Consider the following 23,074-nt stretch of genomic DNA (forward strand, 5'->3'; position numbering starts at 1 on the left):
GGGGCGCACTCTGTCTGGTGGCGCTTGTTGTATCGCTTGGCCTTGCTGCTCATTGCCGCGACAGGATTGATCGTTGGATCGCGCAGACAGTACTACCGCCGGTCTTGTCAGACGTGAGCGTGGAGGTGCGCGGGATGGATGGCACCCTACTGCGCGCCTTTGCGGTGGAGAATGGTCGCATGCGTCTGGCGCTTCGACTGGAGGAGGTCGATCCGAAGTTCGTTGAAATGCTCATTGCCTATGAAGACCGCCGGTTTTTCCGTCATCACGGCGTCGATTATCGCGCCATGCTGCGGGCCGGCGTACAGGCGCTCTGGTACGGTGAGGTCGTCTCGGGGGCGTCTACAATAACCATGCAGGTTGCCCGTCTACTGGAAAACTCCGGCACCGGCAGCAGCGCGGGAAAGCTTCGGCAAATAAGGGTTGCATTGGCGCTGGAGCGGCACCTGTCGAAGGCGGAAATTCTGACGCTCTACCTACATCACGCGCCTTATGGCGGTGCGGTAGAAGGGTTACGCGCTGCCAGCTTTGCATGGTTCGGCAAAGAGCCTGTGCGCCTGACCGAGGCCGAGGCTGCGCTTCTGGTGGCTCTGCCGCAATCGCCAGAGAAGCGCAGGCCTGACCGGCATCCACAAGCCGCACTTGAAGCCCGCGCACGGGTGCTTGCACGCTTGCAATTCGCCCCTGAGGCGCGCCAGCCTGAAGTGCCGCGCCAGATGCACGCCTTTCCGCAGGACGCGCCCCATCTAGCCGCCCGTTTGCACCGTCAGTCAGCAGCGACACGTCGTCATGATACAACGATCGACCCGCATATGCAGCGACAGATGCAAGCGCTGGCACTGCGGGCTGTCGCAGGGCAGGCAAAGGGCGTTTCTGCTGCGATCATGGTCGCAGACCACAGCACAGGTGCAATTATTGCGCATGTTGGCTCCCCTGCATTCAGCGGTGACAATGGCGCGCTCGGGTTCGTGGATATGACGGACGCCTTGCGCTCCCCGGGGTCGACGCTCAAACCGCTGGTTTACGGTCTGGCGTTCGACGAGGGGCTGGCCCATCCCGATACGTTGATCAATGATGCGCCTGTGGCCTTTGGCAGTTATGCACCTCAGAATTTCGATGGGCAGTTTCGTGGCATGCTGACGGTACGCGACGCCCTCACGTTGTCACTGAATATTCCACCAGTTCTGCTTACGCATGAATTGGGTGCAGCGCGGTTGATGTCGGGTCTAAGGCGCGCAGGAACGCGGCCCGAGTTGCCTGCGGGGCAAGCAGGCCTTGCTGTGGCTCTCGGCGGTGTGGGTATGCGGCTGACGGATCTGGTGCAGCTTTATGCAGGGATAGCCCAAGGAGGGCGGGCCGTCCCGCTGCGCGTAGAGCGGGAGCATGCTGCGAAGACAGGTCGCTTTTTATCGCCTGTCGGGGCTTGGCAGGTATCGCATATTCTGGCTGGGATCGCGCCGCCGTCCGGCTTCTCTGCCGCCACGGGACAAGTCGCTTATAAAACCGGAACGTCATACGGGCACCGCGATGCTTGGGCGATCGGTTTTGACGGACAACATGTGGTTGGTGTCTGGCTGGGGCGTCCTGATGGCACGCCCGTGCCGGGGGCATTTGGCGGTGATCTGGCGGCGCCTGTCCTGTTTGAGGCGTTCGGCCGCATCGGGAGTATTCGCATGCCGCTGCCGCTGCCTCCCGCAGACACACTTATCCTTGGTACCGCGCATTTGCCCGCTCCTTTGCGTGTTTTTCAAAGCCGTGAAGCGGTGTTCTCCGACATCCCCAACCGCCCCGTTGTGATTTTTCCACCCGATGGCACCGTCCTGCGGCGCAGCGGTTTTGGCGTCCCGCTCAAACTGCGGGCGGGCGTGCTGCCGCTGACGGTACTGGTGGACGGCCTGCCCACAGTGACAAACTTGCGGGTTCGTGATGTAGTGCTACCATTGTCGGCGGCTGGTTTCACAAGAATTTCGGTTGTTGATGCGCAGGGACGCAGCGACAGTGTGGAAATCCGGCTGGACTAATCCGCGCACCAGTGCGAGTGATCGGCCATGTCCCTTGCCCTGTCCGTCCTTCCCCTTTTACTGATTTTGGTCGCGGGTTATGCGCTGGCAAAATCTGACATTATTCCGCGCACACAATGGGACGCAATCGAGACGCTGTCTTTTCGTGGACTGATCCCAGCCACTCTGATTTTAGCGATTGCGCAATCGGATCTCTCGCTGGAGCGTTTTGGTGGATTCGGCCTTGCGCTTGTGGGTACACTTGCAGTGATCACAGGGCTTGCCTTGTCGTTGCGCCTGTTGCCGAATGCAAGGCTGGGCAATCCGGCTTTTACCTCCTTGTTTCAAGGCAGTATCCGTTGGAACGCCTTTGTCGCACTTGCTGCAGCTGAGCAGTTCCTGTCGGGTGGTCTGGCCCTGATGGCAGTTGCCATTGCCGTGTTGATCCCACTCATCAATGTGACCTGTATCGTCGTATTGGCCGCTTTTGGCCCTTCCAAAGCCAGCGTTTCCAAGGTGCTGAGCACTTTGTCGCGTAATCCGCTTGTGCAGGCCTGTGTCATTGGCCTCACCCTAAATCTAGGGGGGATATCGTTGCCCGTGCCATTGGCCGAAGCGTTTGACATGATCGGGCGTGGCGCATTGGGGGTCGGTCTACTGGCGGTCGGTGCCGGAATCAGCTTACGGCGGCTGACCCGTCTGGACTGGCGTGTGTGTCTTGGCGCGTTTATGCGACCGGTCGTTGCCTCATGCGTTTTTGTAGCAATGGGGCTGCTATTAGGTCTGTCAGGTGTGCAGATATTTGCAGGCGTGCTGGTGTTCGCCGCGCCTGCCGCGTCTAACGGATATATTGTAGCCAAGCAGATGGGTGGCGATGCGAACCTCTATGCCGACATTATGACGTGGCAGGTGGTTTTGTCGCTTTTGGTCCTTCCGATGTGGGCGCATATCTTGCTCTAAGGGATGGATCAGCGCCGCCCTTCGCGCAGCCAGGCCGCAGTGATCAAACCGGCACTTAGCAAAAGAACAAGCCATGCAGGCAAGATTGGCGTCTGGCGTACGTCACGCGTCTCGTAGGCATCGCGCGGCGTCAACCCGATCCAGCCGCGACCTGCCGCAGGTCTGCCCACACGCACATTGCGCACATTCGGCAACCCCTCTTCGAGCCGTGAAACACCACCGCGCAGGGCAGCGACAACAGGCTCAAGCACTGATGGATCTGCAATCGTCTCTACAAATTCGCGTGGCGCTGCGGGGCCAAGGCCGATCACGCTAAGCTGGTCACCGTTTTCAAGACGGTAGAGACCAATCTCGGGTCCGGAAAAAATTGCTTCGAACCGGCCCGGCGCAGCAGGTGAAAGGGGCATCTCGGTTACGGCTCCATCCGGCCCGGTGATCGAGAGGGGGGGCACATCCTCACTCAGGGTACGCCGCTCGATCCGCATCGTCTGGCCGATGGCCGTCGCGGTCAGGGCCTCTTCCTCTAACTCGGGCTCGCCCATCATCCAGTGCGCAAGACGGCGCAGTAGTTCCAATTGCGGGCCGCCGCCCTCATAGCCACGGTTCCACAACCACGCGTGGTCCGAGGCAAGCAGCGCCACACGACCTTCCTCTACACGGTCAAGGATAAGCAATGGCTTATCCTCAACACCTGTCATCACCACATCGCCCGAGGTTGCATCAACTTCGATCTGGCGCAGCCAACGGCCCCACTCACCGTTCTGCGGTAGACCTGCTGTGACGGGATGCCGGTTGCCCAGATCACTGACCACCGGCAGATATGGCTCTTCCATCACCCGCGCGGTTGGAGTGGCCGGTAAAACAGCACCCAAAGGTGAACGAAACAGGCTATCTGCGCTGGCGAAGTCAGGCCCGGCAGAAACCAGCACTGCCCCCCCTTTGCGTACGTAATTCGCTATATTCTCGAAGTAGAGGGAGGGTAGGATGCCTCGCCGTTTGTAGCGGTCAAAAATGATCAGATCAAAGTCTTCTATCTTTTCCATGAACAGTTCGCGCGTGGGAAAGGCAATCAGGGACAATTCGTTCACCGGCACGCCGTCTTGTTTTTCCGGCGGGCGCAGAATGGTGAAATGCACCAGATCGACGGAGCTGTCGGATTTAAGCAGGTTGCGCCACGTGCGCCCGCCCGCATGTGGTTCTCCGCTAACCAACAGAACGCGCAAGCGGTCACGCACACCGTTTATCTGGATTATCGCCGAGTTATTGCGGTCTGTCAGTTCGCCGTCAGCCTGAGGCAACGAAAAGCGGATCACGTTGCGCCCGCCATGAGGCAGGGTTACCGGCAGTTCGAGATCTTCTCCGATTGGCACACGAAACCGCTGTGGATCTTCTGCGTCGATGGAAATATCCAGCTCGGTAACGCCATCTGTGGTGGGAGCTGCGCCCAAATCATCAACCCGCAGAGTAAGGACAACGGGTTCCCCGATAATGGCAAAGGCAGGCGCGCCGATCACGCTTAAACGGCGGTCCCAATCTGTGGCCTCGCCGCTGAGTAAAACATGAAAGGGCGCGGGAAGGTCGATCGGCAAATCGGCATCATGCACACGGCCATCGGTGACGGCGACGATACCAGCAACACGCGCACGCGGCTCCTCTGCGAGGGCCTCGGTCAAGGCGCTCATCATCTCGGTTCCGGCATCGCCTTCGCCATCGCGAATGGCAATGCGGCGTAATTCGGTATTCGGGCGCGCCTCGATCTGGGCTGCGAGGCTATCTGCGGCGTCGGACGTCTGCGCGGTGCGATCCCCCAGACGCTGGCTGGCGCTTTCATCTTCCAGCATGAGGACGATATCAATCAGTGGTGCGCGGTCTTCCTGCTGTACCGATGGCCCCGAAAGTGCCGCAAGCACGACCAGTCCCGCCATGGCGCGCAAGGGCCAGCCATGCAGGCCACGCACCATCGCCAAGAGAACGCCCAAAAACGCAATGACACACACCATCACCAACAATGCCCACGGGATTAACGGGTCGAATACAATCGTCGTTGTCATTGGCCCAACCGATCCAGAAGCGCAGGCACATGGACCTGATCCGATTTATAATTTCCCGTCAGCACATGCATAACCAGATTGATCCCAAAGCGGTAGGCGATCTCGCGCTGACGGTCACCGCTGAATCCGCGTCCGACAGGTAGCAAAGGTCCGCCGCCGGAATTCACAGCCCATGCCGAAGCCCAGTCATTGCCACCGATTACCACGGGCGTCACACCGTCGTTTAAGTCACGAAAGGGCATTCCCTCTACCTGCTCGACATTCGGGTCAGAAGCCTCGACCCAGACGTCGCGGCTATTGTGACGGCCTGGAAAATCCTGAAGCAAATAGAAAGTGCGCGTGATCACGTGATCTTCAGGAAGCGGCTCTAACGCAGGGATATCAAGCGATGCTGCCAGTTCCTGAAGCTTGCGGCCGTTCGGGCTTGAGGCTCCGAAACTCGCAGTGTCGGCGTCGCGCGTATCAAACAGGATCATCCCGCCAGAGCGCAGATAGTTATTAAGCTTTACATATGCATCGGCGGACGGCATCGGCTGCTGCGCGGTGATCGGCCAGTAGAGTATTGGAAAAAACGCAAGCTCGTCTGTCTCGAGGTTCACGCGCATCGGGGCTGATGGCTCGACCGAGGTGCGGAAAAACAATGTATCGCTTAGACCGGTTAGACCCGCGAGCGCAATCTCGTCGACGCGGGCATCGCCGGTGATGATGTGGCCAAGTGTGAGTTCCGATACGGCAGCAAGGGCAAATTCGTCTGCGGTAATCTGGGGGCTGGAATTCTGGGCATCGACAGGGGCCCCTGTGATCAACAGCGCGCCAAGAACTGCAGCCGCTGCATTGCTCCTGCCTAGCAAGCGGCCAGACAACGACAAGGACACGACAACGTCGGCTAAAAGCAGCAGGATCGCAAAGCTTAGCAGCAAACCGGCAACAGGCTGTTCAGGTGTCACGGCCAATCCGCGTACCGATACATCGGATGGCCAAGTAGCAGGGGAAAGCGTGCTGTCGGGGGTAAGAACATTGCGCGCCAGTGTCCGGTCGCCAGACGCATAAAGACCGGGCGGCAAAAGCGGGCCTGTCGGCTCCTCCACCAGCGCGGGACCGTCTACACCGGGCAGGGTACCAGCGTCCGACAAAGTCCCGAACCCGTCGAGGATGCGGCGCGGTATCCATGTGGTACCTTCAAGTGCGGCAGTAGTAGCACTCGCAGCAGAGGAAGATACTGCCAGCCGCTCCATCATTCCGACGAACAATCCCGACAGGGGCAGGGTGGACCACTCCGCCGTTGCAGTAACGTGGAACAGGACAATCTGCCCTTGTCCCACATTTTTGCGGGTTACCAGAGGGGTGCCATCGCTCAATGCTGCAATAACACGTTCCGACAACGTCGGGTCGGGCTGCGCCATGACCTGCGCACTGACGGTAACGTCAGCGGGGACATCCAGACCAAAAAAGGGTGAGCCATTAGCGAAGGGCGACAACGCTTTCGGCTCTCCCCAACTCATCGCGCCACCAACACTGCGACCACCCGCACGCAGGCGCACAGGCATCAAGGGGTCTTCGTCGATCCGGCTGATATCGCTTGCCGCAATACGCGGCCCAGCAAAACGGACCAGCATGCCGCCATTCTCAATCCACTCGGTCAGGGGCGCTGCCTCTGCCTCGCCCAGGGTCGCAATATCGGCGAGCACGATTACGTCGGGATTGGCGGGCAAGACGTCGCTCAGCGAGCCGTCGAGCAAATCGGCAGTAGGGGCCAGGGCCTGTTCAATATAGTGCAATGGCGACAGCAGTTCCAAACCTTCGCGACTTTCACGGGCAGAAATCAGCGCAACCTCACGACGGCGCAGGCCGTCATCACTTAGCGTGCTGGCACCGGCGGAACGTTGGCCTGCAATGTCAAACCGTGTGATACGCGCGCGCAATTCCGAAGGCAGCACGATAGCTGTCTGTGCCTCTGTCTCGTCGGATGCGAATGTTGCCGTCGCCGTAGCAAGTATGCGCCCGTTACCTGCCGGATCGCGTCCCTGTGCCTGAATAACGACCTCGCGCTCTTCTCCTGCGATCGCACGCAGAACACGTAATTGCACCGCTCCATCCTCGTAGGCAGGCGGCAGGATTGCCAGCACATTCGCGGCAGTTTGGTACGCTTCGACCGTTCCGCGCTGTTGCAGCATTTCAATCAGCGCGTCGCGCCCTGCATACTCTATTGTATCGCTGAACCATACCGTGTCGAAATCGCCCACTCCAGCGAGGGCTTGTTCCGCGCGGCTCAGCATGTCCATGCTTGGCTGCCAAGGCGCGGGGGACAGACCTGCGAGACGGGTGCGCCACACGTCTGCTGATTGAAATACAGGCGCTTCTGGCCGAGTCAGGGTTAAAAATCCGACAGTCCGGCCAAGACGGCTGGCGCGGGTCAGCTGTGCCTCGATTGCTTCTTGTTGCTGTGGCCAACGTGTCGCTCCGGCCCAAGAGCCATCCAAGACGAACAGCAAAGGTCCATCGCCTTCGGCCTGCTCTGCTTCGGGATTTAGCACCGGACCGGCTAGGCCGATGATGATTGATGCTACCGCAAGCATGCGCAGCAGCAGTAACCACCAAGGCGTGCGGTCCGAAACCGTCTCGGCGTCTTTCAGGCCCAGCAGAAGAGCCACGCCCGGAAAACGTCGCTTGATCGGGGCAGGAGGTACTGCACGTAGTAAAAGCCACAAAACCGGCAATGCCCCCAGCGCCAGCAAAAGCCACGGGGCCGTGAACCCAATAGCACCAAAAACCATCATGCCGCCGCCCCCCGCGCATCCAGCGCCCCATAAAGCCATAGCAAACCGGCTTGTGCCGTGCTGTCTGTGTGATGGATGCCATAGCGCCATCCTGTCAGTGAGCAGAGTGATTGTAGTTCGGCTTTGCGCTCCGCAAGTCGTGCAAGATAGCGGTCGCGCAGATCATTTGCCTTCAAGGTTTCGTGGCTCATGGTGCCACCCATTGACTGAAAAATAGTGCGGCCAGTAAAGGGAAACGCTTCTTCTGATGGGTCCAGCACGTGACAAATCACCCCACGCACGCCGCGATCAGCGGCTTTGGTCAGGGCTGTGCGTACACCCGCAATGTCGCCCATAAAATCGGATATAAATACAGCACGGGCATGCGGGATCATGGCGCGGTGCTCTGGCGGGGCATATTCGGTTTGGTCATCGCGACACAGCAGTTGGGCAAGCGCCATGATCTGTGGACGCCCCGCACGTGGTGGCAGCTCTGTACCTGTCAGGCCCACACGCTCTCCCCCGCGGTTCAGCAGGACAGCAACAGCCAGTCCCAATATCCGCGCTCGCTCGATCTTTTGCGGAACGGTATCGGACGATGTGAAGCGCATCGAGGCCCCTTGATCGACCCAGAGCATTACAGATTGCGCAATCTGCCACTCGCGCTCACGCACAAACTCGGTATCTCCCATGGCAGAGCGTCGGTAATCGATTGCGCGGCGGCTATCACCCACTTGCGCCGGCCGGTATTGCCAGAAATCGTCCCCCGCGCCTGCGCGCCGTCTGCCATGCTCGCCCAGCAGGACAGCACCAGCCAGATGCTCCGCCCGCGCCAGAAGCGCGGGAAATGCTGCGGCCTCACTTTCGGACGTTGCGCGCAGGGCGAGGGGATCACTCATGCAACGGCAACTTTGGGTGTCGCAAGTGCAGCGGCAGTTTCGTCAATCAATGCGGTTAGGCTGTCGCCGCGCGCACGTGCCGCAAAGTTGAGTGCCATGCGATGGGTTAACACAGGGCGTGCCATATCAATCACATCCTCGGCAGAGGGTGCCAGCCGCCCCTGCAAAAGCGCACGAGCCCGAACTGCCAGCATCAGCGCCTGCGCGGCACGCGGGCCCGGGCCCCATGCAACTGTTTCTTTAACTCGCTTACTTACGCCGTCTTCATCGGGACGAAAGGCGCGTACCAGATCAAGGATCATCTCGACTACGGAATCGCCCACTGGCATCCGCCGTAGCAGTTTTTGCGCAGCCAATAATTCGCCGGAAGTGAACACCTCAATTGATTGCCCTTCTGCCTCACCAGTGGTGGCGATCAGAATGTCACGCTCGGTCGCGCGATCGGGGTATTCGATGTCGATTTGCACAAGAAAACGGTCAAGCTGCGCCTCGGGAAGTGGGTAGGTGCCTTCCTGCTCGATCGGGTTCTGGGTCGCAAGGACATGAAACGGCTTGCCCAGCGGGCGGCTTTGCCCTGCGACGGTCACCGTTTTTTCCTGCATCGCCTGCAAAAGCGCGGATTGTGTGCGCGGGCTGGCGCGGTTGATCTCGTCGGCCATCAAAAGCTGACAAAATACCGGCCCCTCGATAAAGCGGAAACTGCGTGCACCCGTGGCGTCGGTGTCCAGCACTTCGGATCCAAGAATATCGGCGGGCATGAGGTCGGGAGTGAACTGCACGCGTTTTCCATCCATGCCCATCACGGTGCTCAAGGTTTCGACAAGACGGGTCTTGCCCAAACCGGGAAGGCCGACCAAAAGGCCGTGCCCGCCACACAGCAGCGCGGTCAGCGTGAGCTCGACCACGCGGTCCTGCCCGATGAACTGTGCAGTGATGGATTTGCGCGCTTCCCCCAGCTTTTCGCCCAATGCTTCGATCTGTTCGATCATGTCGTTGGTGGCCTGTGTGTCCGCTTGGGTCATGACTTCTCCGCTTTGCAGGTTATATCGGTATCATGTAAGTGTATCTTGATAAGAGGGAATGGCAAAAGCAATGAGCGGACAAAAAACTGTTACCCCGTCAGCAGAAGGCCTCGCAGCCTCTATAAAAGCGTCAAAAACACGCGGTTTACCGCCGGTGGAAAAGTGGAACCCCCCGTTTTGCGGTGACATTGACATGGAGATCCGTCGCGACGGAACGTGGTTCTACGAGGGAACGCCAATCGGAAGGCCCGGTCTCGTCAAATTATTTGCTTCGATTCTGATACGCGAGGGCGAAAAGTATTTTCTTGTGACGCCGGTCGAAAAAGTCGGCATCCGGGTTCTTGATGCACCGTTTATCGCCGTGGACTTTGAGGTATCGGGCGAAGATCGTGACCAACGTCTCACATTTACCACCAATCTTGATGATATTACTGTAGCGGGCGAAGATATGCCGCTTCGATTTGTACGGGATGCGGAAACAGGCGAGCCATCGCCTTATGTGTCTGTACGTCGCAATCTGGAAGCGCTGATTGATCGAAAAAGCTTTTACCGGCTCGTTGATCTTGGGGTGCATCATAAAGGCATGTTCGGCGTCTGGTCGGGCGGTGTGTTTTTCGGAATCATACCATCGGATGAACTGCCAGCAGAGGCGTAACGTTTGTGAGTGATGGATCCGCAACCTTATGAAAGCCGCCGCCAACCTGAGCCACCTTTGGCCCGAACTTCCCTTTCTTGACCGTTTCGATGCAGCTGCGGCGGCAGGATTTACTGGCGTAGAGGTGTTATTTCCCTATGACATTCCGGCAAAGGATACCCAGCGTGCGTTGATGCGCGGGGGATTGCAAATGGTGCTAATCAACGCTCCGCCACCTAACTATACGGGTGGGCAGCGCGGATTTGCTGCGGTGGCAGGGGGTGAGGCGCGGTTTGCCCATGATATGCGTCGGGCAGGTCGCTATGCGCAGGAACTTCGTGTGCCGATGATCCACGTGATGTCCGGTGTGGCGCAAGGTGACGGTGCAAAGGATACTATGATTTCCAACCTCACTGCTGCGACAATGGCAGCGCATGAGGGACTGATGCTAACGTTAGAGCCGCTTTGCCCACAGTCCCAGCCTGATTATTTTTTGAACGACTATGCGCTAGCAGCAGACATAATTGCCTCGGTCGGTGCGCCAAACTTAAGACTACAATTCGACAGCTATCACGCCCAGATGATCCATGGCGATGCTGTGGCTGTATTCGAAAAATATCGCGACCTCATCGTGCATGTGCAGATCGGAGATACACCGGCCCGCGGTGCGCCGGGGACCGGTGATGTGGATTTTCCCGCTCTATTCACTGCGATGCGAGGCGCGGAATATGATGGATGGGTAAGCGGTGAATACACCCCCGGACATGCGACCAAAGATACGTTGCACTGGATGGAAATGCTGTAGGTCAAAGCATTGGGTCAGGAAAGAAAACGGGACCGTCGAGTGGGCGCCATTGGGGATATTTCTGCATACTTGCTGAAAAAGTCGGCCCGTTCAGTAAGTTGGAAAGCCACTCGTGGACATTCGGCCAAGGCTGCGCATCAAACCAAGGCTTGTCGATGAAGGCAAACTGACGGACGAAAGGTACAATCGCAAAATCCGCCAGACTGGGTTTATCAAAAAGCCACAAATCGAGCTTTCGATCAAGATCGCCTAGGAAGGTGCAAGCATTGGCGTGGTGCTGTGTTGTGTCATCATTGGGATAGCGGCTCGTGTATTTAGTGCGGTCCAGCGCATACTTGAACGGTCCGTCTGTCCGGCTGATCCAATCTATAGCGTCGGGCGGCATGTCCAGCCATCCGTGCGGATCGTTTTGCTTCAAGGCCCAGCGCATGATGTCAATGCTCTCGTCAATCACCCCGTTCGCATGCACAAGGCAGGGCACGGTGGCCGAAGGGGAAACGTCCAGAAACGCCTGAGGCTTGTCCCGTAGAACAACCTCCCGCAACTCGACTTTGCATTGCGCTGCATGCAATGCCATCCGCGCCCGCATTGCATATGGACAGCGCCGGAAAGAGTAGAGGATGGGCGTCATGTCTTTAACGCTCTTAATGCGCCTGTGCCCAGTTTGCCCCGGTGCCCGCATCTACGCTTAGTTTCACATCCAGCTTTACCACAGGATCAGAAGCGTTTTCCATAATGTCACGGGCCACCTTGATCAGCGCATCCTCGGCGCCTTTGTCCACTTCGAACAAAAGTTCGTCATGTACCTGCAGCAACATTTTTGCGGGCAGTCCGTCAATCGCGGCGGGCATGCGGATCATGGCCCGGCGGATTACATCGGCAGCGGTGCCCTGAATGGGAGCGTTGATTGCGGCACGGGCTGCAAAACCGGCGCGCGGGCCTTTTGACGCAATTTCGGGCGTGTGGATTTTACGACCAAACAGTGTCTGGACATATCCATGCTCTTTAGCGAACGCTTTTGTGTCATCCATATAGGTCCGGATGCCGGGAAAACGCTCGAAATAACGGTCGATAAAGCCCTGCGCCTCTGCACGTGGAATGCGCAAATTGCGGGCGAGGCCAAAGCCGGAAATTCCGTAAATCACACCAAAATTGATCGCCTTGGCCTGACGGCGAATCTCTGGCGTCATTTCTTCCATTGGCACATTGAACATCTCGCTTGCAGTCATCGCGTGAATATCGAGACCGTCTGCAAACGCTTGCTTCAATGCAGGCAGGTCGGCGATGTGGGCAAGCAGACGCAGTTCGATCTGGCTGTAGTCGAGGGCGACCAGAACCTTGCCTTCTTCCGCTACAAACGCTTCGCGGATGCGGCGTCCTTCCTCGCTCCGGATGGGGATGTTTTGAAGGTTCGGATCAGTTGAGGATAAACGGCCTGTCGAGGCGCCGGTAATCGAATAGGACGTGTGCACACGGCCAGTATCGCGGTTTATATGGGTCTGCAGCGCGTCTGTGTACGTCGATTTCAGCTTTGAAAGTTGGCGCCAGTCGAGTACGCGACCGGGCAGTTCATGCTCTGTTGCCAGATCCTCAAGCACGTCGACACCTGTAGCATAAGCGCCTGTCTTGCCCTTTTTGCCGCCCTCAAGTCCCATTTCGTCGAACAGGATTTCACCCAACTGCTTGGGTGATCCTACATTGAATTTCCGACCCGCCAGTGCATAGATCTCATCTTCCAGCCCTGCCATTTTCTGTGAAAAGGCATTCGACATGCGACTTAGCGTATCACGGTCAACTTTGACGCCGTACCGTTCCATCTGTGCCAAAACAGGGACCAGCGGACGTTCCAACGTTTCGTAAACCCGTGTGGTCTGAACGCGGTGCAGCATTGGTTTGAACATCTGCCACAGTCGCAGTGTAATGTCAGCATCTTCGGCGGCATAGGGTACGGCCTGTTCCAGCGGAACCTTATCAAAAGTTACGGCAGATTTTCCCGAACCCAAAAGCGGCTTTATCGGGATAGGCGTGTGGCCAAGATATCGCTCCGATAGGGTGTCCATACCATGACCGTGGAGGCCCGCGTGCATCGCATAGGACATCAACATCGTGTCATCGAACGGAGCTACTGTGATTCCGAGTTGCGCAAAAATCTTGGCGTCATATTTCATATTTTGCCCGATCTTTAGGATCGCAGGATCCTCCAGCATCGGCGTAAGCAGGGTTAGCGCCTCTTCGACTTTCATCTGCCCCTCGGCCAGGTCATCAGAGCCGAACAGATCGTCAGAGCGGCTCGTTTTGTGAATAAGCGGGATGTAGCACGCTTCGCCCGCCTCGACGCACAGCGATATCCCCACAAGCTCGGCAATCATCTCGTCCAGTCCGGTGGTCTCTGTATCAACCGCAACATATCCACGTGCGTAGATACGCTCTATCCAGCCTTCTAGAGCCGTTTTGTCGCCGACCATGGTATACTTGGCCTCATTAAAGGGCACGACTTTGATCTCGGGTGCGCCCTCAACAGCTGCGGGCGCCGGAATGGCGGGTGCTTCGACTTTGAGCGTGTTTGCGATCCGCTGTGTGAGCGTGCGGAATTCCATTTCAGTCAGAAATTTGAGCAGCTTGTCAGGGTCCGGATCGCGAACCTCGAGATCGTCAAGCGTGAAGTCCAGCGGGGTATTGTCGTCCAGCAGGACCAGCTTCCGCGACAGGCGGATCTGGTCGGCATGGTCGATGAGGGTCTGGCGGCGCTTCGGTTGTTTGATCTCGCCTGCGCGCTCCAGCAGGGTGTCGAGATCGCCGTATTCGTTGATGAGAAGGGCAGCGGTTTTGATGCCAATGCCGGGCGCGCCGGGCACGTTGTCGACGCTGTCGCCAGCCAATGCCTGTACGTCTACGACCCTCTCGGGATAGACGCCGAATTTTGCATGCACGCCATCACGGTCAATAGTATTGTTCTTCATGGCATCGTGCATTTCGACACCGTCGCCGACCAGCTGCATCATATCCTTATCAGAGCTGATGATAGTGCATCGACCGCCCGCTTCGCGGGCCTGCCGTGCCAATGTGGCGATAATGTCATCGGCCTCAAACCCTTCTTTTTCCTCGCAGGCGATGTTGAAGGCAATTGTCGCTTCGCGGGTCAGAGGAATTTGCGGCCTTAGGTCTTCGGGCATTGCCTCGCGATTGGCTTTGTACTGATCGTACATCTCGTTACGGAAGGTGTGGCTGCCTTTGTCAAAGATAACGGCAACATGCGTGACATCCCCGCCAGCGTTCCCTTCGACATAGCGTTGGAGCATATTACAAAAGCCCGACACGGCCCCGATGGGTAGGCCATCGGATTTACGGGTGAGAGGCGGCAGCGCGTGGTAGGCGCGAAAGATAAACGCAGAGCCGTCTATCAGATGAAGGTGGTGCCCTTTGCCAAATGCCATGTGCCTGTGCTCCCTTTGTGCGGTGAGCATCCTTTTGCCACGCGTGCGGCGGGATCAAAAGAGGCGATAGCGCGCAGGCTCAGACTTTGCCTTCGAAATCCTCATGGACAAATTTGCAATCGCAATAGCCGCATTCGACAAATCCCTTGTCGACAGGGATTTGCAGCCAGACGCGGGGGTGGCCCAATGCGCCCTCCGCACCATCACAGGCGACGCGGTATGTCGTAACAATACGGGTTTCAGGTGCGTCGATTGTCATGGCAAGCCCTTCGGATATGGCAAAATTGATTGCGAGTGTTATGGCTAAAGCGGGCGGCACGGGCAAGGGGGTTGCGCCTTGCCTTCCGTGCAGGGACGGTAAATCTACGCGAACTCCGCCCATAGTGTCCTGTATGTGGATAAAGTGGTTCACGTCCTCGAGCGGTATGGCTACAAGGCGCTAAACCGAATGTGAGCCGGAGCCTGTGCCCTATGCCGATCCCGAAACCAGTTGTATTGTGTATTCTTGATGGCTGGGGCATTGGCGCTGTGCGCGAAGGGAATGCACCTCTGTTGGCGCATACCCCGAATATGGACCGCCTTATCGCGCAGGCCCCTGCTGCGACCTTGACGACCTTCGGCCCTGATGTCGGTCTGCCAAGGGGTCAAATGGGCAATTCCGAGGTTGGCCATACCAATATCGGTGCAGGCCGTGTGGTGGCGATGGATCTGGGTCAGATTGATCTGGCCATTGAGGAGGGCAGTTTTGCCGCCCATCCCCCGCTACAGGATTTTATCGATGCGATGCAGGCCTCGGGCGGGGTTGCGCATCTTATGGGATTGGTTTCCGGCGGCGGGGTCCATGGCCACATCTCCCATATGATCGCAGCGGTGAAAGCGATTACAGAAGCGGGTATCCGCGTTGTGATCCATGCACTGACAGACGGACGCGACGTGGCTCCGCAATCCGCACTTGCCGATCTGGCCAATCTCGAGGCGTCCTTGCCCGCAAAGGCGCGTATCGTCACCCTGACAGGGCGGTATTATGCCCTTGACCGCGACAACAGATGGGACCGTGTGGCACTGGCGTTCGGCGCTATTGCGCGTGGTCAGGGTGCGGTTATCGCCAGTGCGCAGGCAGCGGTGCACGCTTCCTATGATGCAGGCATTACCGATGAATTTATCAAGCCCTGCGTGATGGGTGGCTACGCTGGCGCGCAGGACGGTGACGGACTGTTTTGCCTGAATTTTCGTGCCGACCGTGCGCGTGAGATCATGTCTGCACTCGCTGCTCCCGATTTTAACAGTTTTGATCGCGGCGCACCTTTGAATTGGGGCGCTGTGATGGGAATGGCCGCCTACTCTACGGTACATGGCGCTTTTATGACCACAATGTATCACAAACCCGAGATCATCAATACGCTGGGCAGCTGGGTCGCGTCCAAGGGGCTGCGCCAGTTCCGGCTGGCCGAGACCGAGAAATATCCTCACGTAACTTTCTTTCTCAACGGCGGCGCGGAGGTGCCCGAGATTGGCGAGGACAGATTTATGCCGCTGTCGCCCAAAGTGGCGACCTATGACTTGCAGCCGGAAATGTCCTCCGTCCAAGTCACCGATCAGCTGGTAAAGGCCATCGAGGCTCAATACGATTTGATCGTCGTGAATTATGCCAATCCTGACATGGTGGGTCACACGGGTGATCTAGCGGCGGCGATCGCGGCCTGTGAAGCTGTGGATAAGGGCCTTGGGCACGCGCTGGAGGCGGTGGAAAAAGTGGGTGGCGCAATGATCGTGACTGCGGATCATGGCAATTGCGAGATGATGATAGATCCTGCAACTGGCGGGCCCCACACGGCTCACACGCTCAACCCTGTACCAGTCGTACTTGTGGGGGGACCGCAGGGTAGTCGCCTGCGCACCGGCCGTCTGGCCGATCTGGCGCCGACTGTGCTTGCGCTGATGGGCCTTGATCAACCTGAAGAGATGACAGGGGAGAGCCTTCTGACATGATCCTGCGCGCCACCTTCTTTGCTTTGGCATTTGCGACAGCCGCCAGTGCGCAGAGCGATGCATCCGCGGAGGCACGGGCGGCGGTGGTGATGTTGGAAGAGGCCGTTGTTCAGTTAGAAGCGGCAGACGGGGCGCGGGACCGTGTGCAGGCGTTGACCCAGACAATTCAGGCGTTTGAGACAGGTCTGGCCGCGATGCGTACGGGATTGCGGCAGGCAGCGATCCGCGAGGCACAGCTCAGTGCAAAGCTGGAGGCGCGCGATGGCGAGGTGGGCCAGTTGCTCGCTGTCTTGCAGCGGATCGGCACCAATAATCCTACCGCGCTGCTGCACCCTGATGGACCGACGGGCACCGCGCGCGCTGGGCTGCTTTTGGCGGAGCTTACGCCAGCCCTCAACCAGCGCGCCGATCAATTGCGCCGTGATTTGCAAGATGTGCAGACCCTGCGTGCTCTGCAAACCAATGCCGAAGAGCGCCTGCGCACCAGTCTGACAGCCGTGCAGACGGCACGGACCGAGCTAAATCAGGCGATGGCAGAACGTACCGATCTGCCTAAACGCTTTACCGAAGATCCGATATCAACGGCCATCCTCATCGCCTCTACCGAGACTTTGGGCGGATTTGCATCTGGGTTGTCGCAGATTGTGACTGACGAAGATATCAATGTGGCGCTTCCCGTCGGCATTGACGGTCAGATAGGTGATTTGCCCCTTCCCGTGCGCAGTATCGTACTGCGCGCCATGAATGAGGCCGACGCCGCAGGTGTCGTCAGGCCAGGTGTTTTGCTGGCGACGCGTCCGCGTGCCATTGTCACATCGCCAACGGCGGCTACAATAAGGTATCAAGGGCCGCTAATGAATTTTGGCAACGTCATGATCCTAGAGCCGCGTTCTGATACATTGTTTGTGCTTGCTGGACTCGAGACAGTATACGGTGAAATAGGACAGGTTATTGCGGCAGGAACGCCCGTTGGATTGATGGGAGGCGCGGAAGCGGGTGCCGAATTGTCAACAGATGGTGATGGCACTGGTGCAGCTCGCTCAGAAACGCTCTATGTAGAAGTAAGGCAGGATAATGTACCCCAAGATCCCGCATCTTGGTTCAGGATCGACAAGGATGGATGAGTAAATGAAGAAGTTTTTGATGGCCGCGGCCGGCGGTACGGTTGCAGGCATAATCGCCACAACGCAGATCGCCGCACCGCTTCTGGCACAGGAAGCCGCCAAAACCGAGAATGTTTACGAGCAGCTTGACCTGTTTGGCGATATTTTTGAGCGGATTCGCGCGCAATATGTCGAGGAAGTAGATTCCGGCGAACTGATCGAGGCGGCGATTAACGGTATGCTTACCTCGCTTGATCCGCACTCAAGTTATCTTTCTCCGAAAGACGCCGTGAAAATGCGCGAGCAGACCCGCGGCGAGTTCGGCGGACTCGGCATCGAAGTCACGCAAGAAGACGGTTTTGTAAAAGTCGTCTCGCCCATCGATGGAACACCGGCGGATGAGGCAGGGATCGAGGCAGGCGATTTCATTACCCATGTGGACGGCGAAAGCCTGCTTGGGCTGGTACTGGACGAAGCGGTCGAACTAATGCGGGGGCCTGTCGGCTCCGATATTGTGATCACCGTTGTGCGCGAGGGCGAAAGCGAGCCCTTTGACGTGACCATCACCCGCGACACCATCGAGTTGACTGTTGTGCGCTCGCGCACTGAAGGCGACAGCGTCGTTCTGCGCCTGAGTACTTTCAACGACCAGACCTACCCGAAGATGGCCGAGCAATTGGCAGAAAAGGTCGAGGCGGCGGGTGGTATCGACAATATAAACGGTTTTGTCATTGATCTGCGCAACAATCCCGGTGGTCTGCTGACGCAGGCGATCAAAGTTTCTGATGCTTTCCTGAACGAGGGCGAGATCGTGAGCACACGTGGCCGTGAGGCCGCAGACGGTGACCGCTTTAATGCGACAGTGGGCGATCTGGCCGAGGGCAAGCCGATTGTCGTGCTGATCAACGGTGGCTCCGCATCTGCCTCCGAGATCGTTGCAGGTGCCTTGCAGGATCATCGCCGTGCCATCGTGGTTGGCACAAAAAGCTTTGGCAAAGGGTCAGTGCAGACGGTTATGCCGCTACGTTCCGAGGGGGCCATGCGCCTGACGACGGCGCGGTATTACACACCGTCGGGCCGCTCGATCCAGTCATTGGGCGTTTCTCCTGACATCATAGTAGCACAGCCCCGCGCGTCCAGCAGTGAAGAAGAGGAAGAGACAACAGTAGGTCGCTCCCGCTCCGAGGCTGATCTACGTGGCAGTTTGAACAACGACAGCCTGAGCGAGGACGAGATCAAGCAGATTCAGGCTGACCGCGAGAAGGCTGAAAAAGCTGCTGAATTGCGTATCGAGGATTATCAGTTGGCTTATGCTATCGATATCCTAAAAGGCTTGTCGGCACTGGGGCCACGGGACTAATTCAAGCGCACATTATGCGATGGTAAAAGGCCGCCCCCTGAACGGGGCGGCCTTTTGCATGGGAGGTAAAAGTAATATCGAAGCCGGTTTGCTACAAACGCACACGGCATCGCGAATGCATTGATGTATGATCTATGCGCTGCTGAGGTTGTGCCAGACGGAGGTGGTCAAGCCGGCGGAACCATTAGCACCATTAGGACCCTTGTCTTTGAGAAGTCCGGATGATCACGGCAGGGTCTTGTAAGATTATGTTGGTATTGTCCGTCTCAACTGGTCTCGAGGCAGTGTCGGCGGAATGCACGTTTGAGCATATCCAGCTCTGCGCGCAACAAATCAACCTCGACGCGCATATCATCGCCCAATGCTTCGCCCGCCATTAAGGTGATCGAGGCAAGAGTTTCGTTTGTAGCTGCATCTGCCACCACGATGGTCTGCATGCCATCAGAAATCACTTCGCTCGGAATAGGAATGCGGACAGAAAATCCATCACCGGCCTCTGTAGGGCTGACATTCACATCCGGCACTTTTACGCCCTGATGGGTCACGTCAAGCTTTGGATCAGTATCCTTTGCCGCGCCAGTGAGCAGGCCTTCCCAAAGGCCTTGGCGCATTTTTGTTTTGGTCAGCACAAGGTTTGTCATAATAGTCTCCGTCGCCGTCTGCGGCGCTCACTCTTGTTTGCAAGTCTCAGATCTGGGCGCGGGGGCGGCGTGAAAACGTCAGATCGCGCAAGGTCACCTGATTCATCTCAGGGCCCTCGAATATCAGGTCGAGCCACGCGCCTTCGATCCGCCGCTCGTTCAGGGTGGAGTAGGCCAGATCAAATTCGACAACTGTCTGTTCTTGCGTCAGGTCCAACTCGCGCACGATTTGTTCGGTGTTGGGGCCGTTCTTGATGTTGAGGCGGGCAAAAATTTCGATCGGCTTCTCCAGCTCGACGATCACATCCATGCGGATAAGATGGGTACGCTTCATACCCTCAACGCCTTCGGGCGGCAGATCAAGGACGAGCGACAGAAATGATCCGTCAAAGCGAAACACGTCCATACGCAACCCATAAGGCGCAAGATCCTCCTCGCGCAGATTACGCACTTGGCGCAAAGATAGCTCCGACAGCTCGCAGTCGTGAAACAACGTGACCTCGTTGCCCAGCATCGAACGGGTTTGAACACCGGACATGCCAGGATTGGGCAGCGGGCCACGCCACAGTTCGGGCCGCCAAGCCCAATCGGCATTGTGCGGCTTGGGGAACGTCGTCGAGCCTATAAGGGGAAGTGCCAGCCGCTCGTCCGCGATGTGGATCAGCTGGTCAAGATGTGCTTTGAGCTGGCGTGCCCTGATCCGCTGGCGTCGTAAGGATGCCAGATCAGCTCCCCGCGCCAACCGTGCATTTCGCGCCCACTTGGATAGGGTCCTGCTGAAAAACGCTTTGTCAAAGAGGTGTTCGCCGATTTTGGCCATGTCTTTTGCCCTGCTACCTACTGCGTTCTGATCCTGCCCGATGTCGGACCATATCTCCGGAACTGTGCGTGTTGCCTGCACGATGCCACGCATGCGCACCGGCACGCAAGCGTGGTAATCTGTTAGCCTGCTTTGGTCTTGTCCGATGTGCGGCTGATCATTTCTTCCAGCACGGTAGCGCCTTCTTCGGATACGGCGCGCTTGTCGATGGGGCCAAAAAGGCTTGCTGACATTATAAAGTTGCCGACCTGCGCAACAGAGCGCCAGTGATGCGGAGACAAGCCCCCTGCGGGAGCGGGACCAGTTGTTTTGAATATAATGCTAGAATTACTTTGCCGCGTTTCACGGGGCGTTGCGACACCTGCCGCTTTTGCAAGGTCTTGCGCGGTCGGAAGAGGGGTGTCCGCACTGCTGCGCGCGAGACTTACGGAAAGCACACCTGCGGGCGCCCCCTCCCCTCCGGTCGCTGCTCCGAGATTATCACAGCGCGCCATCAGCGCGAAACTCTGGCTGAGGCTGTCAGGGTCGATGCAATAGCCCGCCGGCGGTACCAGAGTTACATTGCCACGCATCATGACTGCTTGGGTAAGGGGTACTGCGGGAAGCGCGGCATCTTCGGGTGGCACAAGGTTAGCTAGTATGGTGCCGCTCGTATTGGAAGCGTCGCAAGCGCTCAGCATTGAAATAATGCCGAGCGCTCCGAGGGGCCTAGAGGTCCATGTAATCATGACGCTCTTTCTTGGCGCCTGGATGCGTGACGGCCCCGAGATAAGTCGGGCCGACCAGTTGTGCGTATTTCCAAAGTGCGCCGGAGGCATAGATCGTCTCTCGTGGGCCGGACCACGCCGCCTTGCGGGCTGCCAACTCTTCGTCCGACAGATCAACAGAGATCGAGCCGGTAATCGCATTGAGGGTAATCATATCGCCGTTTTTGAGCAATGCGATCGGACCACCAAGCGCAGCCTCGGGGCCTACATGGCCCACACAAAACCCGCGTGTCGCGCCTGAAAAACGGCCATCGGTGATCAGTGCTACCTTCTTGCCCATGCCTTGTCCCGACAGTGCTGCCGTCGTTGCAAGCATTTCGCGCATGCCTGGACCGCCGCGCGCGCCCTCGTTACGGATCACGAATACGTCGCCCTCGGAATAGGTGCGGTTCTGCACGGCCTCGAACGCATCCTGTTCGCATTCGAATACCAGCGCGGGGCCGGTGAACACGATATCTTCATCCGACATGCCGGCAATTTTCACGATGGCACCTTCGGGTGCGAGGTTACCTTTAAGGCCCACAACGCCGCCGGTTTTGCTAATCGGATTGGTGATCGCGTGAATCACCTTACCGTCTGCATCGCGGGCAACCTTGTCCAGCTCTTCACCCATGGAATAGCCGGTGACGGTCATGCAGTCTTCATGGATGAGGCCTGCCTTGCGCAATTCGCGCATCACGACAGGCACGCCGCCCGCTTCGTACAGATCCTTCGCCACATAGGCGCCACCCGGTTTCATATCAACGAAATGCGGCGTGTCGCGGAAAATGTCGCAGACGTCCTCGAGGAAGAAATCAATCCCTGCTTCATGGGCCATGGCAGGCAGGTGGAGACCCGCGTTGGTGGAACCGCCTGTGCAGGCCACAATGCGCGCCGCGTTCTCGAATGCCTGCCGCGTGCAGATGTCACGGGCGCGGATGTTCTTCTCAATGAGGTTCATCACGGCCTTACCGGATGCAATCGCATATTCATCGCGGCTCTCGTAGGGGGCAGGCGCGCCGGAGGAATTGGGCAGCGCAAGGCCGATGGCCTCGGCCACACAGGCCATTGTGTTGGCCGTGAATTGACCACCGCACGCGCCGGCAGACGGGCACGCAACCCGTTCAAGCACTTCAAGCGCTGCCTCGGACAATGTGCCGTTCTGCCAGTTGCCGACAGCCTCGAACATGTCCTGAACCGTCAGGTCACGGTCTGCGAAGTTTGCAGGCACGTCGGAGCCTTTTGGCGCGCGACCCGGCAGGATAGACCCGCCGTACATAAACACAGACGGTACGTTGAGGCGGATCATCGCCATCATCATACCCGGCAGGGATTTGTCACAGCCGGCGAGGCCAACAATTGCATCATAGCAGTGGCCGCGCATTGTAAGCTCAACAGTGTCGGCAATCGCTTCACGGGAGGCGAGGGAGGAGCGCATCCCCTCGTGGCCCATGGCGATACCGTCGGTGACGGTGATGGTGGTGAATTCGCGCGGGGTGCCCTGCTCGGCTTTTACGCCGATCTTGACCGATTGCGCCTGACGGTTGAGCGCGATGTTACACGGTGCCGCCTCGTTCCAGCAGGTGGCCACGCCCACCAGCGGCTGATGGATCTCCTCTTCCGTCATGCCCATCGCGTAGTAGTAAGAGCGATGCGGCGCCCGCGCAGGGCCTTCGGTGACATGGCGACTGGGCAGTTTGGATTTGTCGAAACGGGGATTGGTGGACATGAAACGGCGCTCCTGCATAGAATTCTTTTGAAACGGCATAATGGTGCAGAGGGGTTGCTGCAAGCTTTTGCAGTGCGGAGCAGCTGCAATCGCGTTGCAAGTCCTGACGAGGTGACCCGAATTTG

18 protein-coding genes are annotated in these 23,074 nt (G+C 58.0%); 7 read left to right on the forward strand and 11 right to left on the reverse strand.

Going from position 1 to position 23,074, the window contains the following annotated elements:
* Positions 1-17 precede the first annotated feature (17 nt).
* Complete coding sequence (gene pbpC / locus C8N30_RS08810) at positions 18-2,021, forward strand: penicillin-binding protein 1C (RefSeq protein ID WP_232222858.1); 2,004 nt, start codon at positions 18-20, stop codon at positions 2,019-2,021.
* A 27-nt stretch (positions 2,022-2,048) separates the two neighbouring features.
* Positions 2,049-2,960 (forward strand): AEC family transporter, encoded by a 912-nt coding sequence (locus tag C8N30_RS08815; protein WP_025064139.1) that lies wholly within the window; start codon positions 2,049-2,051, stop codon positions 2,958-2,960.
* Between the two features lie 8 nt (positions 2,961-2,968).
* On the opposite strand, the gene C8N30_RS08820 is transcribed toward C8N30_RS08815, so the two are convergent.
* Genes C8N30_RS08820 through C8N30_RS08835 form a run of 4 tightly spaced genes read right to left on the reverse strand, consistent with a single transcriptional unit; the run spans position 2,969 to position 9,688 of the window.
* Positions 2,969-5,011: a membrane protein gene (locus C8N30_RS08820; RefSeq protein WP_025064140.1), complete on the reverse strand. Its 2,043-nt coding sequence runs from the start codon at positions 5,009-5,011 to the stop codon at positions 2,969-2,971.
* Complete coding sequence (locus C8N30_RS08825) at positions 5,008-7,788, reverse strand: DUF4159 domain-containing protein (protein ID WP_025064141.1); 2,781 nt, start codon at positions 7,786-7,788, stop codon at positions 5,008-5,010. The genes C8N30_RS08820 and C8N30_RS08825 overlap by 4 nt, the downstream gene beginning before the upstream one ends.
* On the reverse strand, positions 7,785-8,666 hold the full coding sequence (locus tag C8N30_RS08830) for a DUF58 domain-containing protein (RefSeq protein WP_025064142.1): 882 nt from the start codon (positions 8,664-8,666) through the stop codon (positions 7,785-7,787). Before C8N30_RS08830 ends, C8N30_RS08825 begins: the two co-directional genes overlap by 4 nt.
* Positions 8,663-9,688, reverse strand: a complete 1,026-nt coding sequence (locus C8N30_RS08835; protein WP_025064143.1) for an AAA family ATPase — start codon at positions 9,686-9,688, stop codon at positions 8,663-8,665. The genes C8N30_RS08830 and C8N30_RS08835 overlap by 4 nt, the downstream gene beginning before the upstream one ends.
* Before the next feature lie 70 nt (positions 9,689-9,758).
* On the opposite strand from C8N30_RS08835, the gene C8N30_RS08840 reads away from it, so the two are divergent.
* Positions 9,759-10,343: a DUF1285 domain-containing protein gene (locus tag C8N30_RS08840; protein WP_025064144.1), complete on the forward strand. Its 585-nt coding sequence runs from the start codon at positions 9,759-9,761 to the stop codon at positions 10,341-10,343.
* Between the two features lie 28 nt (positions 10,344-10,371).
* Entirely contained in the window at positions 10,372-11,127 is a 756-nt protein-coding gene (locus C8N30_RS08845; RefSeq protein ID WP_025064145.1) for a hydroxypyruvate isomerase family protein, read from the forward strand.
* Position 11,128: 1 nt separating this feature from the next.
* Here C8N30_RS08845 and C8N30_RS08850 read toward each other — a convergent pair whose 3' ends face one another.
* The 3 genes from C8N30_RS08850 to C8N30_RS08860 all read right to left on the reverse strand — a co-directional run bounded on the left by C8N30_RS08850 (position 11,129) and on the right by C8N30_RS08860 (position 14,820).
* Entirely contained in the window at positions 11,129-11,758 is a 630-nt protein-coding gene (locus C8N30_RS08850) for a glutathione S-transferase (RefSeq protein ID WP_025064146.1), read from the reverse strand.
* 13 nt (positions 11,759-11,771) lie between these two features.
* Positions 11,772-14,561: a DNA polymerase I gene (gene polA / locus C8N30_RS08855; protein WP_037968040.1), complete on the reverse strand. Its 2,790-nt coding sequence runs from the start codon at positions 14,559-14,561 to the stop codon at positions 11,772-11,774.
* Between the two features lie 79 nt (positions 14,562-14,640).
* Positions 14,641-14,820: a zinc-finger domain-containing protein gene (locus tag C8N30_RS08860; RefSeq protein ID WP_025064147.1), complete on the reverse strand. Its 180-nt coding sequence runs from the start codon at positions 14,818-14,820 to the stop codon at positions 14,641-14,643.
* A 212-nt stretch (positions 14,821-15,032) separates the two neighbouring features.
* Between C8N30_RS08860 and gpmI the strand changes: the two genes are divergently transcribed.
* From gpmI to C8N30_RS08875, 3 genes are read left to right on the forward strand one after another with little or no spacing between them, the layout of a single operon-like run.
* Complete coding sequence (gene gpmI, locus C8N30_RS08865; protein ID WP_025064148.1) at positions 15,033-16,550, forward strand: 2,3-bisphosphoglycerate-independent phosphoglycerate mutase; 1,518 nt, start codon at positions 15,033-15,035, stop codon at positions 16,548-16,550.
* The gene (locus C8N30_RS08870; protein WP_025064149.1) at positions 16,547-17,674 is read left to right on the forward strand and encodes a murein hydrolase activator EnvC family protein; all 1,128 of its coding nucleotides are present in this window, start codon (positions 16,547-16,549) and stop codon (positions 17,672-17,674) included. Before gpmI ends, C8N30_RS08870 begins: the two co-directional genes overlap by 4 nt.
* 4 nt (positions 17,675-17,678) lie before the next feature.
* A complete protein-coding gene (locus tag C8N30_RS08875; protein WP_025064150.1) occupies positions 17,679-19,013 on the forward strand; it encodes a S41 family peptidase in 1,335 nt (444 codons plus the stop codon).
* Positions 19,014-19,279: 266 nt separating this feature from the next.
* Here C8N30_RS08875 and C8N30_RS08880 read toward each other — a convergent pair whose 3' ends face one another.
* The 4 genes from C8N30_RS08880 to ilvD form a co-directional block, all read right to left on the reverse strand.
* Positions 19,280-19,654: a hypothetical protein gene (locus C8N30_RS08880; RefSeq protein ID WP_025064151.1), complete on the reverse strand. Its 375-nt coding sequence runs from the start codon at positions 19,652-19,654 to the stop codon at positions 19,280-19,282.
* Between the two features lie 46 nt (positions 19,655-19,700).
* The gene (locus tag C8N30_RS08885) at positions 19,701-20,474 is read right to left on the reverse strand and encodes a DUF6478 family protein (protein WP_025064152.1); all 774 of its coding nucleotides are present in this window, start codon (positions 20,472-20,474) and stop codon (positions 19,701-19,703) included.
* Between the two features lie 122 nt (positions 20,475-20,596).
* On the reverse strand, positions 20,597-21,202 hold the full coding sequence (locus C8N30_RS08890; protein WP_147419686.1) for a hypothetical protein: 606 nt from the start codon (positions 21,200-21,202) through the stop codon (positions 20,597-20,599).
* Complete coding sequence (gene ilvD, locus C8N30_RS08895) at positions 21,183-22,949, reverse strand: dihydroxy-acid dehydratase (protein ID WP_025064154.1); 1,767 nt, start codon at positions 22,947-22,949, stop codon at positions 21,183-21,185. The genes C8N30_RS08890 and ilvD overlap by 20 nt, the downstream gene beginning before the upstream one ends.
* Positions 22,950-23,074: the final 125 nt, after the last annotated feature.

Source organism: Sulfitobacter guttiformis, assembly GCF_003610455.1.
Taxonomy (GTDB): domain Bacteria; phylum Pseudomonadota; class Alphaproteobacteria; order Rhodobacterales; family Rhodobacteraceae; genus Sulfitobacter; species Sulfitobacter guttiformis.

Coding starts and splice junctions, on each gene's coding strand:
- C8N30_RS08815 (WP_025064139.1), top strand. CDS start 2,049: ATGTCCCTTGCCCTGTCCGTCCTTCCCCTTTTACTGATTTTGGTCGCG.
- C8N30_RS08820 (WP_025064140.1), bottom strand. CDS start 5,011: ATGACAACGACGATTGTATTCGACCCGTTAATCCCGTGGGCATTGTTG.
- C8N30_RS08825 (WP_025064141.1), bottom strand. CDS start 7,788: ATGATGGTTTTTGGTGCTATTGGGTTCACGGCCCCGTGGCTTTTGCTG.
- C8N30_RS08830 (WP_025064142.1), bottom strand. CDS start 8,666: ATGAGTGATCCCCTCGCCCTGCGCGCAACGTCCGAAAGTGAGGCCGCA.
- C8N30_RS08835 (WP_025064143.1), bottom strand. CDS start 9,688: ATGACCCAAGCGGACACACAGGCCACCAACGACATGATCGAACAGATC.
- C8N30_RS08840 (WP_025064144.1), top strand. CDS start 9,759: ATGAGCGGACAAAAAACTGTTACCCCGTCAGCAGAAGGCCTCGCAGCC.
- C8N30_RS08845 (WP_025064145.1), top strand. CDS start 10,372: ATGAAAGCCGCCGCCAACCTGAGCCACCTTTGGCCCGAACTTCCCTTT.
- C8N30_RS08850 (WP_025064146.1), bottom strand. CDS start 11,758: ATGACGCCCATCCTCTACTCTTTCCGGCGCTGTCCATATGCAATGCGG.
- polA (WP_037968040.1), bottom strand. CDS start 14,561: ATGGCATTTGGCAAAGGGCACCACCTTCATCTGATAGACGGCTCTGCG.
- C8N30_RS08860 (WP_025064147.1), bottom strand. CDS start 14,820: ATGACAATCGACGCACCTGAAACCCGTATTGTTACGACATACCGCGTC.
- gpmI (WP_025064148.1), top strand. CDS start 15,033: ATGCCGATCCCGAAACCAGTTGTATTGTGTATTCTTGATGGCTGGGGC.
- C8N30_RS08870 (WP_025064149.1), top strand. CDS start 16,547: ATGATCCTGCGCGCCACCTTCTTTGCTTTGGCATTTGCGACAGCCGCC.
- C8N30_RS08875 (WP_025064150.1), top strand. CDS start 17,679: ATGAAGAAGTTTTTGATGGCCGCGGCCGGCGGTACGGTTGCAGGCATA.
- C8N30_RS08880 (WP_025064151.1), bottom strand. CDS start 19,654: ATGACAAACCTTGTGCTGACCAAAACAAAAATGCGCCAAGGCCTTTGG.
- C8N30_RS08885 (WP_025064152.1), bottom strand. CDS start 20,474: ATGGCCAAAATCGGCGAACACCTCTTTGACAAAGCGTTTTTCAGCAGG.
- C8N30_RS08890 (WP_147419686.1), bottom strand. CDS start 21,202: ATGATTACATGGACCTCTAGGCCCCTCGGAGCGCTCGGCATTATTTCA.
- ilvD (WP_025064154.1), bottom strand. CDS start 22,949: ATGTCCACCAATCCCCGTTTCGACAAATCCAAACTGCCCAGTCGCCAT.